At 62.0% G+C, this 16470-nt stretch carries 15 protein-coding genes; 10 read left to right on the plus strand and 5 right to left on the minus strand.

Going from position 1 to position 16470, the window contains the following annotated elements; genetic code table 11:
• The first annotated feature begins 57 nt into the window (after window positions 1-57).
• From CAF76_RS11200 to CAF76_RS11215, 4 genes are all read left to right on the plus strand, one after another.
• A complete protein-coding gene (locus tag CAF76_RS11200) occupies window positions 58-951 on the plus strand; it encodes a LysR family transcriptional regulator ArgP (RefSeq protein WP_085647266.1) in 894 nt (297 codons plus the stop codon).
• 54 nt (window positions 952-1005) lie between these two features.
• Window positions 1006-1998, plus strand: coding sequence for an NAD(P)-dependent oxidoreductase (locus tag CAF76_RS11205; RefSeq protein ID WP_085647267.1), 993 nt, complete (start codon window positions 1006-1008; stop codon window positions 1996-1998).
• A 116-nt stretch (window positions 1999-2114) separates the two neighbouring features.
• Window positions 2115-2990, plus strand: coding sequence for an ATPase (locus CAF76_RS11210; protein WP_085647268.1), 876 nt, complete (start codon window positions 2115-2117; stop codon window positions 2988-2990).
• Between the two features lie 122 nt (window positions 2991-3112).
• On the plus strand, window positions 3113-3961 hold the full coding sequence (locus CAF76_RS11215; RefSeq protein ID WP_085647269.1) for a cache domain-containing protein: 849 nt from the start codon (window positions 3113-3115) through the stop codon (window positions 3959-3961).
• Between the two features lie 44 nt (window positions 3962-4005).
• On the opposite strand, the gene CAF76_RS11220 is transcribed toward CAF76_RS11215, so the two are convergent.
• A complete protein-coding gene (locus CAF76_RS11220; protein ID WP_085647270.1) occupies window positions 4006-5523 on the minus strand; it encodes an MDR family MFS transporter in 1518 nt (505 codons plus the stop codon).
• Between the two features lie 79 nt (window positions 5524-5602).
• Window positions 5603-6787: a 4-hydroxybenzoate 3-monooxygenase gene (gene pobA / locus CAF76_RS11225; RefSeq protein WP_371857926.1), complete on the minus strand. Its 1185-nt coding sequence runs from the start codon at window positions 6785-6787 to the stop codon at window positions 5603-5605.
• Between the two features lie 187 nt (window positions 6788-6974).
• On the opposite strand from pobA, the gene CAF76_RS11230 reads away from it, so the two are divergent.
• Complete coding sequence (locus CAF76_RS11230; protein ID WP_085610843.1) at window positions 6975-7871, plus strand: helix-turn-helix domain-containing protein; 897 nt, start codon at window positions 6975-6977, stop codon at window positions 7869-7871.
• 9 nt (window positions 7872-7880) lie between these two features.
• On the opposite strand, the gene CAF76_RS28730 is transcribed toward CAF76_RS11230, so the two are convergent.
• On the minus strand, window positions 7881-8057 hold the full coding sequence (locus CAF76_RS28730; protein WP_007953274.1) for a hypothetical protein: 177 nt from the start codon (window positions 8055-8057) through the stop codon (window positions 7881-7883).
• Between the two features lie 86 nt (window positions 8058-8143).
• Window positions 8144-9049 (minus strand): LysR family transcriptional regulator, encoded by a 906-nt coding sequence (locus CAF76_RS11240; RefSeq protein ID WP_218188768.1) that lies wholly within the window; start codon window positions 9047-9049, stop codon window positions 8144-8146.
• 115 nt (window positions 9050-9164) lie between these two features.
• On the opposite strand from CAF76_RS11240, the gene CAF76_RS11245 reads away from it, so the two are divergent.
• Both CAF76_RS11245 and CAF76_RS11250 read left to right on the plus strand, forming a co-directional pair.
• Window positions 9165-10043 (plus strand): MBL fold metallo-hydrolase, encoded by an 879-nt coding sequence (locus CAF76_RS11245; RefSeq protein ID WP_085647271.1) that lies wholly within the window; start codon window positions 9165-9167, stop codon window positions 10041-10043.
• Window positions 10044-10089: 46 nt separating this feature from the next.
• Window positions 10090-10704, plus strand: coding sequence for an NAD(P)-dependent oxidoreductase (locus tag CAF76_RS11250; protein WP_085647272.1), 615 nt, complete (start codon window positions 10090-10092; stop codon window positions 10702-10704).
• Between the two features lie 195 nt (window positions 10705-10899).
• Here CAF76_RS11250 and CAF76_RS11255 read toward each other — a convergent pair whose 3' ends face one another.
• Complete coding sequence (locus CAF76_RS11255) at window positions 10900-11778, minus strand: LysR substrate-binding domain-containing protein (RefSeq protein WP_064599082.1); 879 nt, start codon at window positions 11776-11778, stop codon at window positions 10900-10902.
• 139 nt (window positions 11779-11917) lie between these two features.
• Between CAF76_RS11255 and CAF76_RS11260 the strand changes: the two genes are divergently transcribed.
• From CAF76_RS11260 to CAF76_RS11270, 3 genes are all read left to right on the plus strand, one after another.
• Window positions 11918-13555 (plus strand): 5-guanidino-2-oxopentanoate decarboxylase, encoded by a 1638-nt coding sequence (locus CAF76_RS11260; RefSeq protein WP_085647273.1) that lies wholly within the window; start codon window positions 11918-11920, stop codon window positions 13553-13555.
• On the plus strand, window positions 13555-15003 hold the full coding sequence (locus CAF76_RS11265) for an aldehyde dehydrogenase family protein (RefSeq protein WP_178076172.1): 1449 nt from the start codon (window positions 13555-13557) through the stop codon (window positions 15001-15003). Before CAF76_RS11260 ends, CAF76_RS11265 begins: the two co-directional genes overlap by 1 nt.
• 220 nt (window positions 15004-15223) lie before the next feature.
• Window positions 15224-16327 carry an extracellular solute-binding protein gene (locus CAF76_RS11270; RefSeq protein ID WP_064599076.1) on the plus strand — a complete coding sequence of 368 codons (1104 nt, stop codon included), beginning with the start codon at window positions 15224-15226 and terminating at the stop codon, window positions 16325-16327.
• The last annotated feature ends 143 nt before the right edge of the window (window positions 16328-16470 follow it).

Here is a 16470-nt window from a genome sequence, read left to right on the forward strand (position 1 = left end):
CCCGGTTGACGTTGTATAAGAAAAACCAATAGTGCTGATCGCTCATTAGGAAAACTGATGTTCGACTACAAATTACTTTCTGCTTTGGCCGCCGTGGTCGAGCAGGCCGGATTCGAACGGGCGGCGCAGGTGCTTGGCCTGTCGCAATCGGCGATTTCCCAACGGATCAAACTGCTGGAGGCGCGGGTCGGCCAGCCGGTTCTGGTGCGTGGCACGCCGCCGTCGCCTACCGAAATTGGCCGGCGCCTGCTCAACCATGTGCAGCAGGTGCGCCTGCTCGAACGGGATTTGCAGACGCTGGTGCCTGCGCTGGACGAAGAGGGCCTGCCGGAGCGCCTGCGTATCGCCCTGAATGCCGACAGTCTCGCCACCTGGTGGGCCGAGGCGGTGGGCGACTTCTGCGCCGAACAACATCTATTGCTGGATCTGATCGTCGAAGACCAGACCGTCGGCCTCAAACGCATGCGCGCCGGTGAAGTGGCCGGTTGCCTGTGCGCCAGCGAGCGGCCGGTGGCGGGGGCACGCAGCGTGTTGCTCGGGGCGATGCGCTATCGAGCGCTGGCCAGCCCCGCATTCATCGAGCGGCATTTTCCCGACGGCGTGCGGGCCGAACAATTACCGCGCACCCCGGCGCTGGTGTTCGGCCCTGACGATTTTCTCCAGCATCGATACCTCGCGTCCCTCGGCGTCGATGGCGGTTTCGAACATCACCTGTGCCCGTCGTCCGAAGGTTTCCTCCGCCTGACCGAAGCCGGGCTCGGCTGGGGCCTGGTGCCGGAATTACAGGTCCGCGAGCAGTTGGAGCGCGGCGTGCTGCGCGAACTGTTGCCAGATAAACCGATCGACGTGCCCCTGTACTGGCATCATTGGCGCAATGGCGGTCAGTTGCTCGGGCTGTTGACCGAGCAATTGGTGCGCTCGTCGGCGCAATGGCTGGTGCCGTTGGACTGACGGCCAGCGTCAAGACTCACGAATCAGGCAAAACGAAAGACAGCGGAGCTCTACATGAAAATTCTGGTCACCGGCGCAAGCGGCTTCATTGGCGGACGCTTTGCGCGTTTCGCCCTGGAGCAGGGCCTGGACGTGCGGGTCAACGGTCGCCGGGCCGAGGGTGTCGAGCATCTGGTGCGTCGCGGTGCCGAGTTCGTTCAAGGCGATTTGAGTGATCCGGATCTGGTGCGTGAACTGTGCAATGACGTCGAAGCCGTGGTGCATTGCGCCGGCGCGGTTGGCCTTTGGGGCCGCTATCAGGACTTTCATCAGGGCAACGTGCAGGTCACCGAAAACGTGGTCGAGGCCTGCCTGAAGCAACGGGTTCGGCGGCTGGTGCATCTGTCGTCGCCCTCGATCTACTTTGACGGTCGCGATCATCTCGGCCTGACCGAAGAGCAAGTGCCCACGCGCTTCAAGCATCACTATGCGGCGACCAAATACCTGGCCGAGCAAAAGGTCTTCGGCGCCCAGGAATTCGGCCTCGAAACCCTCGCCCTGCGCCCGCGTTTCGTCACCGGCGCCGGCGACATGAGCATCTTCCCGCGCTTGCTGAACATGCAGCGCAAGGGGCGTCTGGCAATCATCGGCAACGGTCTGAACAAGGTCGATTTCACCAGCGTGCACAACCTCAACGAGGCGTTGCTCAGCAGTCTGCTGGCCGACGCTTCCGCGCTGGGCAAGGCCTACAACATCAGCAACGGCGCCCCGGTGCCGCTGTGGGATGTGGTCAATTACGTGATGCGCAAGATGGAAGTCCCCCAGGTCACCAAGTACCGTTCCTACGGTCTGGCCTACAGCGTGGCGGCGCTCAACGAAGGTGTGTGCAAGCTCTGGCCCGGGCGTCCCGAGCCGACCCTGTCGCGCCTGGGCATGCAGGTGATGAACAAAAATTTCACCCTCGACATCAGTCGCGCCCGGCATTATCTGGACTACGATCCGAAAGTCAGTCTGTGGACGGCCCTCGATGAGTTCTGTGGCTGGTGGAAGGCTCAGGACATTCGTTGATACGAATCTGCCGGCCGGCACTGAACCGCGTCACGGCTTGAGGGTCAACCCCAGCGGCCGCGGGGTTTATACTTCGCGCCAATCTGTCATCACCGCGTTTCACAAAGGTTGCCTCAATGTCCATGCGTAACGATGCCCACGACGATTTCGACGATGTACCGAGCCTGCGCGCCGATACCCTCGATGACGACGATTTTCCGGTCACCGCCCGCACCACCGTGCATTCGCGCACGCCACCCGTGGTCAAGGTCAAGACTGCCAGCACCGGGCCCTTATGGGCACTGGTTGGCGCGCTGTTCTTCGCATTCATTGGTCTGGCCTGGTGGAGCTTCCAGCAGATTTCGCTGATGGAGCAGCAACTGGTGGCGACCCAGGAAAGTTTCGCGCGCATCAGTGAGGAAGCGGCGGGGCGCCTGCAGGACATTTCCGGCAAGGTCGTGGCCAGCCAGACCAACGTCACCACCGACAGCGAAGCCCTTAAGCTGCAGATCAAACAGCTGCAAAGTGCGCTTCAGGATCAGAGCAAACAGCAACAAGGCGTGGCCGGGCAGGCGACGGATCTGGACAAGCGCCTGGCGCAGATGACCGCCCAGACCACTGAACAGCAGAACGCCAACACTCAGTTGCAGGCTCAGGTCAAAGCCCTGAGCGCTGAGCTGGCAACGCTGAAAAGCACCCCGGCCGACACCAGCAAGCTCGATGCCCAGCTCAAGAGCTTCGATGCACAGGTGAAGGGCTTCGATGCGCAGTTCAAAAGTCTCGGTGCCGACATCACGGCCCTGAAAAAACAAGCTGGGTCGAACCCTGCTATCGATCGTCTGGAGCAGGAAATCGTCATCCTCAAGAGCGAGCAGGACAACCGTCCGGCTGCTGCGCAGGGTGGCACCAACACTGCCGAGTTCGACGCGTTCCGCGCGCAGATGACCCGCAACATCAACACCCTGCAGGCGCAGATCCAGAACCTGCAACAGCAACTCAACGCGCGTCCGTAAGCCCCTTGTGTGGCGAGGGTGCGCGCCCTCGCCACAGCAACATTCAGAAGCGTTCTGAATATCCATACATGCCTTCAGGCCGTCTACGCTCTTGAAACACCAACAAGAACGGGGGATGCGTCATGGGGTTTGTGCAAAAACTGGCCTGGCTCGGCGCGGTACTGCTGTTGAGTTTCGGTCAGGCCAACGCGGCCACCACTGAAAAAGACGACAGCAAGGCTGCCATCGCCTTGCTGGAAAAGGCTCTGGCCTATTACCACGACAACGGCGACAAGGCGTTTGCGGCGTTCAGCCGTCAGGGCGAATTCGTCGACAAGGATCGCTATGTGTTCGTGGTCGATACCAAGGGCGTGATGCTCGCCAGCGGTGGGCCGTCATCGGCGTTGATCGGGCGCGACGTCAGCGAAGTCCTCGGGCCGGACTTGCAGAAGTCCTTCAAGGACGCCTTGAAAGTGCCGGAAGGCAACGGCATCCAGCAGGCCGAATACCGCTGGCAGAACTGGTCCGACGGCAAGGTCGAGCGCAAGCACGTTTACTATCAACGCATCGGTCAGCGGATTCTGGCGGTGGGTTATTACCTGCCGCGCGCGTCGGCGGAGCAGGCGAAAGCGTTGCTCGACAAGGCCGCCACTGACCTGACTAAAGACGAGAAGGGCACGCTGTCCGCGATCAACTCACTCAGGGGCGGTTACCTGCAGGACGACCTGTATGTGTTCGTGGTCAATCTCGACAACCACCGCTACGTCGCCCATGGCACCAACCTGCGGCTGATCAACACCGACTTCGCCAAGGTCGACGACCCGGAGGGCAAACCGGTGGGCGAACCGATTCTGGCGCTGATCGGCAAGCAGGATGAGGGCGAGTACGAGTACCGCTGGAAAAATCCGGTGACCGGCAAGGTCGAGAACAAGCATGCCTACCTGAGGAAGGTCGGGAACATGCTGGTGGCGGTCGGTTATTACAGTGCTTGATTGCTGAAAGCTCCCACGCGGCGCGTGGGAGCGATCGGCATCAATCAGCGGGCGCCGTGCTCACGGCCCCGCAGCAACCGGTTCGGCATCGCAATCGCCGCCGCCAGCCCGAGCAGCGACACCGCCGCGCTGACCATCAGCAAATGCCGGAACGTCACCAGCAGTTCGGCACGCAAGGCGTTCTGCGCATCGCCGGGCGCCGCGTTCAGGCCGTCGAGCAGCACGTTGCCGGAATGCCCTTCGCTCATCAGCGAGCTGCCGGCCAGGTGGGCGAAACTGGAGTCCTGCAACAACGCCAGCAACAGCGCCGACATCAACGCCACGCCCACCGCGCCGCCCAGAGAGCGGAACAGGTTGGTGGTACTGGTGGCGACGCCAATGTCCTTTTGCTCGACCGAGTTCTGCGTACCGACCAGCGAAGTCGGGAACTGCATGCCGCCGGCGATCCCGCTGAGCAGCATGAACAGGCTGCTGAGCAGCGTGGCATCGGGCGGGCTGAAGGCCATGCCAAGGATCGAGATCGGCATCAGCAGCGCGCCGCTCAGAATCTGCGGTTTGTAGCGTCCGGTGATCGAAGTGCGGCGTCCGGCGAAATACGCGCCGATCGGTAATCCCATCGCCAGCGGCAGCAAGTGCAATGCAGCGCTGTCCGCCCCAGCACCGGTCACGCTCTGGAAGCGCAGCGGCATCAGCACGATCAGGGAAATCGCCTGGAAGCTGCAAAAGAAAATCGTGCACCAGCACAGCAGGGCGCTGCGGTTGGTGAACAGGTGCATCGGCAACAACGGCTCCCGGGCGCGCCGCTCGTGCCAGACGAACACCGCCAGCACCGCCACCGCGCAAGCGAAGAGACCGAGCACTTCGCTGCTGCGCCACGCATGGCCCTGGCCGACCTGAGTGATCGCCAGCAACAGAGCGGTGAGGCCGATGATCATCAACAGTGTGCCGAGATAATCGATGACCGGTTTGCGCTGCGGAATCGGCAAACCGATCAGGTTGCGGCGGGCCACCCAGTAAGCGCCAAGGCCCAGCGGCAGGTTGATCAGGAACACCCAGCGCCACGACAGGTACTCGGTCATGTAGCCGCCGAGCACCGGGCCGGCAACGCTGGCCACCGCATACATGCTGGAGAAATAGCCCTGATAACGCCCGCGTTCGCGAGGCGGCACGATGTCGCCGATGATCGCCTGACTTACCGAAATCATCCCGCCAGCGCCGATGCCCTGGAAAATCCGCGCCAGCACCAGTTGCTCCATGCTCTGGGCCATGCCGCAGAACAGCGAGGCGAGGGTAAACAGGCCCATGCCGAACAGCATCAGTTTGCGCCGCCCGTACAGATCACCGAGCTTGCCGTAGATCGGCACCGCCACGGTCATCGCCACCATGTAGCCGGAAATCACCCAGGCCAGCAGGCTGACGTCCTTGAATTGGGAGGAGATGGCCGGCATGGAAACGGCGACGATGGTCTGGTCGAGCGCGCCGAGGAAGATCGCCATCATCAGCGCGACCAGTACGCTGCGAATGGCCGGTTTGGGCGTTTCGGGATGGTTGAGATTGGTCACGGGTGAACCTGCGGGCAGTGATTGACCCGCAGTGCCAGGGCGAGCGGGTGAGTGCTCGCCAGTGTAAGTCGGTAGCAGGCTATTCGATAGCCTCATAAGGAAGCCCGACGTAATTTTCTGCAATGGTTTTTTGACCGGCCTCCGAGCTGACAAAGTAGTCCAGTTCCGAAGCACAGATCCGCTGGCTGAAATCATCGTGCTCGTCGAAGCGGTGCAGCATCGAAGTCATCCACCAGGAAAACCGCTCGGCTTTCCACACCCGGCGCAGGCAGATCTCCGAGTATTTCTCCAGCAAGTCAGTGCGACCTTCGCGGTAAACCTTCAGCAAAATCCTGAACAGCGTGCTGACATCGCTGGCCGCCAGATTCAGCCCCTTGGCGCCGGTCGGCGGAACGATGTGCGCCGCGTCCCCGACCAGAAACATCCGCCCGTATTGCATCGGCTCGACCACAAAGCTGCGCAGCGGCGCGATGCTCTTTTCAATCGATGGACCGGTCACCAGTTTCTGCGCCAGATCCTCCGGCAGACGCTTGCGCAGTTCATCCCAGAAACGCTGATCCGACCAGTCGTCGACGTTTTCCTCGGCCGGCACTTGCAGGTAATAACGGGTGCGTGTCGCCGAGCGCATGCTGCACAGGGCGAAGCCGCGCTCGTGGCGGGCGTAGACCAGTTCCTCGTGAATCGGTGGCGTGTCGGCGAGAATCCCCAGCCAGCCAAACGGGTAAACCCGTTCGAAGACTTTCAGGCAATCCTCGGGAATCGACTGCCGGGCCACGCCGTGGAAACCGTCGCAACCGGCGATGTAGTCACAATCGACGCGCCAGGTTTCGCCGTCCTTTTCGAAGGTGACATAAGCTTCGTCGCTTTTCATGTCACAGGGAACGACATGGCTGGCTTCGTAAATTGTCTGCCCACCGGTCTCCCGACGAGCGGCCATCAGGTCGCGAGTGACCTCGGTCTGGCCATAGACCATCACGGTTTTTCCACCGGTCAGGGCTTGCAGGTCGATGTGGATCCGGCGCCCGTCGAGGGCCAGTTCGAAACCACCGTGCACCAGCCCTTCGGCGTCCATCCGCTGACCCACGCCAGCCTCGCGCAACAGCTCTACCATGCCTTGTTCAAGCACGCCGGCGCGGATTCGGCCGAGCACGTAGTCAGGTGTCTGGCGCTCCAGAATCAGGGTGTCGATGCCGGCGTTGTGCAGCAGTTGGCCGAGCAGTAATCCGGACGGACCGGCGCCGATAATGGCGACTTGGGTTTTCAGCGTTTTCATTGTTTTTATGACTCGCAAGCTTCACGCGACAACGGCCGGTGAATGAGTTTGAGGATTCGAGTGCTTGCATTTTTCCCTTGCGGGTCTGTCAATTGAAGGTGAAAACTGAGCCGATACCTGTACATTCTGCCAATCGGTGCGATTATCGCCCGCAAACCTCGAGGCCTGGATTGAAGTGATGAACAAGCCTGACCTGCCTTCGATTCCGGTGTTCAAGCTCTACGGTGAAAGCCTGGACTGGCCGACCCCTGACTTGCTGCACTGTGAAACCATTTCCAAACGCAGCCGCGAACACCAATGGGAAATCAAACCCCACCGCCACGCCGATTTGTGCCAGTTGCTCTTCGTATTCAAAGGTCAGGCAGAGCTTGAAATCGAAGGCCAACGCACGCAACTGAACGAAACCGCGATCCAGATCCTGCCGCCGTTATCGGTGCATGGATTCCGTTTTTCCGAGGACGTCGAAGGGTTTGTCGTCACCCTCGCCACTCCGTTGATCAACCATTTGCAGGCGCAACTGGGCAGCGCGGTGCAGGCCCTGGCCCAGGCCGAAAGCTATCCGGCGGGCAAGGACGCGGATTACCTCAACAGTCTGTTTGCCGCGTTGCAGGCCGAGTACAACGGCCATCAACCGGCACGTGAAATGCTCATGCATTCGCTGGTCAGTGTGATCATGGTCTGGGTCAGCCGTCAGGCGATCCGCCGTCACAACGCCACGCAACGCCCGCAGCGTCAGCGCGAATACCTCAACGGGTTCATTCAGCTGGTGGAAGAAACCTACCGCCAGCACGTCAAGGTCGAAGACTTGGCCCATCGGCTGGGGATTTCCGTCTCGCACCTCAACGGCACCTGCCGTGAACTGGCGGGGCAGCCGGCGTTGCAGATCATGCACGAGCGTCAGTTGCTGGAAGCCAAGCGTCTGCTGACGTACACCAGCATGACGATTTACGAGATGTCCGAGGTGTTGGGGTTTTCCGATCCGACCAACTTCACGCGCCTGTTCCGGCGTCGGGTGGGGATCTCGCCAAAAGCGTTCCGCGACCGCTTGAAGGCCGAGCAGAACGACGACGCCTGACGTCCTGTGTTACCGCAGGGCGTTGAGGGTGGCGTTGTGAGGGATGCAGCGCTCGAAGTTGCAGCTCGCGTACTCACGGGGCAGTTGCCGCAACTGCTCCACGCGCCACGCCGCGGTGCCGTACAGCGCCAGCGTGGCCGCGCAGGTAATGAAAATCGCGAGGTATCTTCTTGTTCTGGTGTTCATGGCGTTGACCTCTGAACGAATACCCTTGGGTACTACTTTCAGCATAGGTCAGCGCCGTGGAGTTGCCAGCGGCTCTGTGAACGGCTTTACAGTCCGATATCCCACTGCGGGTTTTCGGGAAAACGCTGCACCAGAAAGTCCAGCATGCAGCGCAACGCTGCCGGCATGTGCTTGCGTGAGGCATAGACGGCGTAGATGTTCATCTGCCGGGGCTCGGCGTGGGGCAGCAGGCGCACCAGTTCGCCGCTGTGCACATGCACCCCGGCCTGATAGGTCGGCAGCATCGCCACGCCAGCGCCGGCCAGGGTCGCGCGCAGCAGGGTGCTGGCCTCGTTGGCGCTGATGTTGCCCTGCACCGGCACCGAGACCGGTTCGCCATCCTCCTCGAAATGCCACAGGCTCTTGCCGAAATAGGAATGGGTCAGGCAGTTGTGCCGGCTCAGATCTTCAACCCGCTGCGGCTGCGGATGTTCCCGCAGATAGGCGGGTGCGGCGCAGACCACCGAACGGCAGACCGTCAGGCGCCGGGCGATCAGGTTGGGGTCGAGGTCATTGCTGGTGCGGATCGCCAGGTCGATGCGTTCGTCCACCAGGTTCACGGTGCGATCGAGCATTTGCAGGTCGATGCTCACCCCCGGATACGCTTTGACGAACGCCGCCATGGCATCGGCCAGTTGCGCCTGACCGAACGAGGTGCTGACGCTGATCCGCAGCAAACCCCGTGGCGCATCGGCGGGTTCGCTGACGGCGGCCTGCATGTCACCGGACAGCTCCAGCATCTGCCGGCAGCGCGGCAGGATTTCGTTGCCGGCGGCGGTCAGGCTCAACTTGCGGGTGGTGCGGTGCATCAGACGCGCCCCGACCCAGTCTTCCAGTTCCGCCAGATACCGCGACACCACCGGCCGCGACAGGTCCAGGTGATCGGCCGCCGCCGACTGGCTGCCCAGATCCACCACCGTGACAAACACCCGCATTGCTTGGAGACGATCCATGATTTGCCCGCTTTCAGAAACAAACTATGTTCAAGCATCGCATTTTTTGTAACGAGTCTGGCAACTAAGCTCTGTCCCCATAGCCAAGCACGGCATTCGAACAGCGGAGCAACCCATGATCGGCTTCACCACCCTCAAGCGCGTTTTACTGGCCACCGCCACCCTCGGCTTTGCTGCCCACGCAGCGGCCGCGAATCTGACCCTCGATGTCTACAACCCGGGCACCCACGCGATCTTCCCGGTGACTTCGGTACTGGTCAGCGGCGAGAAGGACGCGATTCTGGTGGACGCGCAGTTCGGCAAATCCCAGGCCGAGCAAGTGGTGGAAAAGATCCGCGCCAGCGGCAAGCAATTGACCACCATCTACATCAGCCACGGTGACCCGGATTACTACTTCGGTCTCGACACCCTGACCAAAGCCTTTCCGGATGCCAAGGTGCTGGCCTCGCAACCGACCGTTGATCACATCAAAAAAACCGTCGACGGCAAACTCGCCTTCTGGGGCCCGAAAATGGGCGCCGACGTGCCGGCCAAAACCATCGTACCGGGCGTGCTCAAAGGCGACAGCCTGATGCTCGAAGGGCAGAAACTGCAGGTGATCGGCCTGGACGGCAAACAGCCGGATCGCAGCTTCGTGTGGATTCCTTCGTTGAAAGCGGTGGTCGGCGGTGTGGTCGTCGCCGAGAACATCCACGTGTGGATGGCCGACACCCAGACCGCGCAATCCCATGCCGACTGGCTGCAAACCCTGCACTCGATCGAAACCCTGAAACCGAAAACCGTGGTGCCGGGTCACTACCTGGGTGACAGCACCCGTTCGCTGGCGGCCGTGAAATTCACCGCTGACTACATCAAGGCGTTCGATGCCGAAACCGCCAAGGCCAAGGACTCTGCCGCGCTGATCGCCGCGATGAAAAAACGCTACCCGACACTGGGTGAGGAAAGCTCGCTGGAGCTGAGCGCCAAAGTCGCCAAGGGCGAGATGAAGTGGTAACCCGATTCTGAAAAACGCAGCACTCTCAAGCCAACTGGAGAATGTCATGAGCAAGATCGCAATCATTGGTGCCACCGGCCGTGCCGGCAGCCAATTGCTGGAAGAAGCCCTGCGCCGCGGCCACAGCGTCACCGCCATCGCTCGGGATACCTCGAAGATCGGCGCTCGTGCCGGTGTGGTCAGCAAGAATGTCGACGTGCTGGACGCCGCGGCGTTGCAGGACGCCGTCGCCGGTCACGATGTGGTGATCAGCGCCGCGCATTTCGCCACGGTGCCGGCCAACGCGCTGATCGGTCCGGTGAAACAGGCTGGGGTGAAACGTCTGCTGGTGGTCGGCGGTGCCGGCTCGCTGTTGCTGCCGGACGGCACCCGCGTGATCGACAGCGCCGGTTTCCCGGCCGAGTACAAGGCTGAGGCCAGCGCCGGTGCGGCGTTCCTTGATGCACTGCGTCAGGAGAAGGAACTGGACTGGACATTCCTGTCGCCGTCGGCGCTGTTTGTCGAAGGCGAGCGCACCGGTAAGTTCCGGGTCGGCAAGGATGACTTGCTGGTGAGTGATGACGGTCAGAGTTCGATCACCTTTGCCGACTACGCGATTGCGCTGATCGACGAAGTGGAAACGCCTAAGCATTCGCGGCAGCGGTTTACTGTCGGTTATTAAGTACTGAAAAGCCCCTCACCCCAGCCCTCTCCCGGGGGGAGAGGGAGCCGATCGTGGGATGCTTGAAAATTACGCCGACTTGAACGGGATGTATTGAATCCATAATCGCCCAGATTTTTCAGGTCGATGTATTACGTAAGACACTTCGGTCAGTTCCCTCTCCCCCTGGGAGAGGGTTAGGGTGAGGGCATGGCCTCACCGCGTATGAGCCTGCTCCACCAACCACCCCATCAACTCCTGCAATTTCGCCGACGGCTCCGACGCCGGCGCGACGATGTAATAGCCCAATCCCGTCTTCACCTTCAGATCGAACGGCATCACCAGTCGCCCGGCGTTCAAGTCGTCGCCGATCAGTGACCAGTCGCCGATCGCCACCCCCGTCCCATGGGACGCCATCGACATCGCCTGATCCAGCGTCTCGAAATGCTGACCGCTGGCGATATTGCTCAGGTGCAGTTCGGCGGCGTTGAGCCAGAGTGTCCAGTCGTCATCGGTGTGAGTCGGGTGCAGCAGCAGATGCTGTTGCAGATCTGCCGGTGTGTGCAGGGCCGGTCCGCCGTTGAGCAGCGTCGGTGAGCAGACTGGCGTCAGTTGTTCATCGAACAGATGCAGGGTCGCAGGAGAGTCGTGTGGCGCGGTGCCGTAGATCACCGCCGCGTCGAACTGCTCGCGATGAAAGTCCACCCCGTGTTGCAGCGATGCCGTGAGTTTCACCGGCACGTCCGGGCGCTCGCGCTGCCATTGCAGCAGACGCGGCAACAGCCAGCGCATCACGCAGCTCGGCGCCTTGAGTTGCAGGGTTTCGCGTTTGGCGCCGATCTGCTCCACCGAATCGCCGATCAGGCTGAACACCTGCTGCACCCGTGGCAGCCATTCGCGACCTTCGGCCGTCAGCTCCAGGCCCCGGGCCAGGCGAATGAACAGCTCATAACCCAGATGTTCCTCCAGCCCGGCGATCTGCCGGCTCACCGCACCCTGGGTGATGTGCAACTGCTCGGCGGCCCGGGTGAAGTTGCAGCACTGCGCGGTGATCAGAAACGTGTGCAGGGCGGGCAGGGGAGGCAGTCGTTTCATGTGGATCCAAGGTATGACGTGAGGACATGGCTAGTATGAGCTTTTATCGATTGTTGCGGCTACGGGTCGCCCGTTTCAATGAGGCCAATCACCGGTTCCTTTAAAGCCCGGTGCCTCAACGAACAAGAAGGGCAAAGACATGGCGACGTGTGGCGAAGTACTGGTCAAGTTACTCGAAGATTATGGGGTCGAGCAGGTGTTCGGCATTCCCGGTGTGCATACCGTGGAGCTGTATCGCGGGCTGGCCCGTTCGAGCATCAACCACGTCACCCCGCGCCACGAGCAGGGCGCCGGCTTCATGGCCGACGGCTACGCCCGCACCAGCGGCAAACCGGGTGTGTGCTTCATCATCACAGGTCCAGGCATGACCAACATCACCACCGCCATGGGCCAGGCTTACGCCGATTCGATCCCGATGCTGGTGATCTCCAGCGTGCAGTCGCGCAGTCAACTGGGCGGCGGACGCGGCAAGCTGCATGAACTGCCGAACCAGAGCGCACTGGTCGGCGGCGTGGCGGCGTTCTCCCACACCCTGATGTCGGCGTCCGAATTGCCGGGCGTGCTGGCCCGTGCTTTCGCGCTGTTCCAGGCCGGGCGTCCGCGTCCGGTGCACATTGAGATTCCACTGGACGTGCTGGTCGAAGAAGCCGACGAACTGCTGACCAGCGTGCCGGTCAACATCGACCGCGCCGGTGCTGCGCCGGCCGCCGTGAGCCGCATGACTGAACTGCTGGCCGGCGCCCAGCGTCCGCTGATCCTCGCCGGTGGCGGCGCCATCGATGCCGCTGCCGAGCTCACCGAACTGGCCGAACTGCTCGATGCACCGGTGGCCCTGACCATCAACGCCAAAGGCATGCTGCCGTCCAGCCATCCGCTGCTGATCGGTTCGACCCAGAGCCTGGTCGCGACCCGTGCTTTGGTGGCCGATGCCGACGTGGTCCTGGCGATTGGCACCGAACTGGCGGAAACCGACTACGACGTGACCTTCGCCGGCGGTTTCGAAATCCCCGGCAAGTTGCTGCGCGTCGATATCGATCCGGACCAGACCGTGCGCAATTACCCGCCGCACGTGGCGCTGGTGGCCGACTCGCGCAACGCTGCACAAGCGCTGCTCAGTGCGCTGTCGCACAAACCGCTGGCCGAGCGCCGCAACGATTGGGGCCAGGTACGCGCCGCCCGTCTGCGTGAAGACCTGGCCGCAACCTGGGATGCCCCGATGCTGGCCCAGACCCGTTTCCTCGAAACCGTGCTGCACGAATTGCCGAACGCGGTGTTCGTCGGCGACTCCACGCAACCGGTGTACACCGGCAACCTCACCTTCAACCCGGAGCGCCCGCGCCGCTGGTTCAACTCGTCCACCGGTTACGGCACTCTCGGTTACGCCTTGCCGGCGGCGATTGGCGCATGGCTCGGCGGTAACCTCGAACACGGCGCGCGTCCGCCGGTGGTGTGCCTGATCGGCGATGGCGGTCTGCAATTCACCCTGCCGGAACTGGCCAGCGCCGTGGAAGCGCGCACTCCGGTGATCATCCTGCTGTGGAATAACCAGGGGTACGAAGAGATCAAGAAATACATGGTCAACCGTGCCATCGAGCCGGTGGGCGTGGACATCTACACCCCGGACTTCATCGGTGTGGCCAAGGCCCTGGGTTGCGCGGCCGAGGCGATCAGCTCCGCCGAACACCTGCGCAGTGCATTGCGCGCCGCCACCGATCGTCAGGGCCCGACCCTGATCGAAATCGACCAGACCCAATGGATGAAGGCGGTGGCCCAATGATGAATTTCCCGACCACACTCGACGGCCTGTACATCAACGGCCAATGGTCCGCCGGGCGCGAACACCTGCGCGTGATCAACCCGGCCACCGAAGCACTGCTGACCACGGTCAACGGCGGTGACGAACGCGCCGTCAATCAAGCGGTAACGGCGGCGACCGAAGCCTTCAAGGGCTGGTCGAAAACCACCGGTGCCGAGCGCGGCGCGATCCTGCGCAACATCGCCAATGGCGTGCGCAACGGCCGCGAACATCTGATGAAGTTGCAGTCGAGCAACAACGGCAAACCGCAGTTCGAAGCGGGCATCGATGTCGATGACGTGATCGCCACCTTCGAGTACTACGCCGAACTCGCCGAAGGCCTCGATGCGAAACAGGACAGCAACGTGCCGCTGCCCAGCGACGACTTCAGCGCACGTCTGCGCCGCGAGCCGTGCGGTGTCGTCGGGCTGATCGTGCCGTGGAATTTCCCGATGGTCACCACCGCGTGGAAACTCGCCCCGGCCCTGGCCGCCGGTTGCTGCGTGGTGCTCAAACCGTCTGAAGTCACACCGCTGCCGGAGTTGGAACTGGCTACCATCATCGCCGAATCCGGTTTGCCAAAAGGCGTGTTCAACCTGGTGTGCGGCACCGGTCTGGCAGTCGGCGCGCCGCTGTCGGCGGACCCGCGCATCGCCAAGATTTCCTTCACCGGCAGCAACGCCGTCGGTGTGCAGGTGATGCAGCGCGCCGCTGAAACCGTGAAGGGCGTGAGCCTGGAACTGGGCGGCAAGTCCTCGCTGCTGATTCTGGAAGATGCCGACCTGGATCTGGCGGTGGAGCTTGCCTGCGGTGGCGGCTTCTTCAATGCCGGGCAGATGTGCTCGGCCACCAGCCGGGTGCTGGTCGCCGATGAACTGGCCGACGAATTCCTGATTCGTCTGAAGGCCCGCGCGGAAAAAATCCGTGTCGCCGATCCGTTCGATCCTGACGTCGAGATGGGCGCACTGGTCAATCAGGCGCAATACCAGCGAGTGCTCGGTCATATTGACCGTGGCCTCAGCGCCGGGGCCAAGCTGATCTGTGGCGGCAATCGTCCCGCCGATCTGCCGCGCGGCTATTTCTTGCAGCCGACAATCTTCACCGAAGTGCCCCTCGACAGTGCGCTGTGGTGTGAAGAGATTTTCGGCCCGGTGATCTGCGTGCGCAGTTTCGCTACGGAAGCCGAGGCGATTGCCCTGGCCAACGACAGTCAGTTCGGGCTGGTCGCCAGTGTCGTCACGCGCAATGCCGAGACCGCGGATCGGGTCGCCAATGCCTTGCAGGCGGGGCTGGTGTGGCTCAACGCGCCGCAGGTGATCTTCCCGCAGACGGCGTGGGGTGGCTACAAACAGAGCAGCATCGGCCGCGAGTTGGGGCCGTGGGGCCTGGCGGCATTTCAGGAAATCAAGCACGTGATCCGCGCGTTCTGAATGCCCGAAAAAGGTCAGCGCATGCCTCGCAACGAGGCATGCGCCGGCGTCATGGCTCCAATGAGTTTTTATCGATAGTCAGGTGTTTTGCACGACCTCAGGATGAACCCGCAGACCACGCTCAAGCCCTTTGAAACCGGGCGCTTGAGCAATATCGGTCAAGCAGATGCAAGGGTTGCGATCAATCTCATACTTACAAGAATAATGGGAGTCCCAAAAAATGGGCGAGCACGATCTGAACAGGCGTCAATTCATCAAAACCGTCGGCGTGGCTTCGGTGGCTGCGGCGGCCATGAGCATGCCCTTCATCCGGGCCAGTGCCAGCGACACCCGCTTCGCCGGCAAGACCCTGCGGCTGCTGACCTGGTCCGATGACACGGGCCTCGCCGCGCTGCGCAACATCGCTGCAACGTTCGAAGCCAAGACCGGCGCCAAAGTGATTGCCGACCGCACCGGCAGCACCTCGGAAATGGTCGCCAAACTCAAGGCCGGCGGTGACCGTCCGCAGTACGACATCATCACTCTGGCTGGCGTTGGCGCCGAAGGTCTGGCCGCTGCCGGGCTGCTGGAAAAACCCGATCTCAACCGCATTCCCAACCTGGTCGACGTCCCGGAAAAATACCGCACCGGCGCCAACGGTCACGGCATCGGTTACCTGCTGTGGTGTAACAGTCTGGTCTACAGCACTCGCACCCAGACCACCGCGCCGGACAGCTACGCGGCACTGTGGGACGCCGATCTGGCACCGAACATTTTCCTGCCGCCGCCGAACTGGACCGAAGCGATGGACCTGATCATCATCGCCGCGAAACTGGCCGGTGGCGACGAACACAACATCGAACCGGGCTTCAAGAAACTCGCCGAGCTGAAAGACCGCGTGGTGACCCTTGGCGAAAACCCCAACCAGATTGCCGAGCTGTTCCGCACCGGTTCCCTGGATATGGGCGGCCTCTACGCCCCGGCGTTTTTCCCCAAGCAGATCCGTGATCCGAACTATGGCCTCGGTGCCACGTTCGGCATGAAGGAAGGTTTCTACACCGACCTGATGCTTTCGGTAATGCCGAAGAACCGTCCGGGCGACACCGACCTGGCCTACGCCTTCATCGACCACTCCCTCGACCCGCTGGTGCAGGGCAAGATGGCCGAAGACATCTTCAACGGCCCGGTCAACGCCAAGGCGATCATCTCCGCCGAAGCGCGCAAGAGCCCCTTCATCCTCACGCCGGAGCAGATCGCGGAGAAGGCGATCATGCACGACAACGCCTTCCTGGCGACCGTGCATGACCAGTGGATTCGTCGCTACACGGAAATCTTTTCTTCCTGATCGAGTGACGTACACAGGCTCTCAAGCACTGAAAGTTCTTGTGGGAGCGAGCCTGCTCGCGATAGCAATCTGTCAGCCGACGTTGTTGGTGAATGTCAGTCCGCATCGCGAGCAGGCTCGCTCCCACAGAGGGCCAGGTGAGC

This window comes from Pseudomonas sp. B40(2017), assembly GCF_002112855.1.
GTDB lineage: Bacteria > Pseudomonadota > Gammaproteobacteria > Pseudomonadales > Pseudomonadaceae > Aquipseudomonas > Aquipseudomonas pharyngis.

Bases quoted from the DNA above. Each gene is read 5' to 3' on its own strand.
- CAF76_RS11200 (WP_085647266.1), top strand. From the start codon at position 58: ATGTTCGACTACAAATTACTTTCTGCTTTGGCCGCCGTGGTCGAGCAG.
- CAF76_RS11205 (WP_085647267.1), top strand. From the start codon at position 1,006: ATGAAAATTCTGGTCACCGGCGCAAGCGGCTTCATTGGCGGACGCTTT.
- CAF76_RS11210 (WP_085647268.1), top strand. From the start codon at position 2,115: ATGTCCATGCGTAACGATGCCCACGACGATTTCGACGATGTACCGAGC.
- CAF76_RS11215 (WP_085647269.1), top strand. From the start codon at position 3,113: ATGGGGTTTGTGCAAAAACTGGCCTGGCTCGGCGCGGTACTGCTGTTG.
- CAF76_RS11230 (WP_085610843.1), top strand. From the start codon at position 6,975: ATGAACAAGCCTGACCTGCCTTCGATTCCGGTGTTCAAGCTCTACGGT.
- CAF76_RS28730 (WP_007953274.1), bottom strand. From the start codon at position 8,057: ATGAACACCAGAACAAGAAGATACCTCGCGATTTTCATTACCTGCGCG.
- CAF76_RS11240 (WP_218188768.1), bottom strand. From the start codon at position 9,049: ATGGATCGTCTCCAAGCAATGCGGGTGTTTGTCACGGTGGTGGATCTG.
- CAF76_RS11245 (WP_085647271.1), top strand. From the start codon at position 9,165: ATGATCGGCTTCACCACCCTCAAGCGCGTTTTACTGGCCACCGCCACC.
- CAF76_RS11250 (WP_085647272.1), top strand. From the start codon at position 10,090: ATGAGCAAGATCGCAATCATTGGTGCCACCGGCCGTGCCGGCAGCCAA.
- CAF76_RS11255 (WP_064599082.1), bottom strand. From the start codon at position 11,778: ATGAAACGACTGCCTCCCCTGCCCGCCCTGCACACGTTTCTGATCACC.
- CAF76_RS11260 (WP_085647273.1), top strand. From the start codon at position 11,918: ATGGCGACGTGTGGCGAAGTACTGGTCAAGTTACTCGAAGATTATGGG.
- CAF76_RS11265 (WP_178076172.1), top strand. From the start codon at position 13,555: ATGAATTTCCCGACCACACTCGACGGCCTGTACATCAACGGCCAATGG.
- CAF76_RS11270 (WP_064599076.1), top strand. From the start codon at position 15,224: ATGGGCGAGCACGATCTGAACAGGCGTCAATTCATCAAAACCGTCGGC.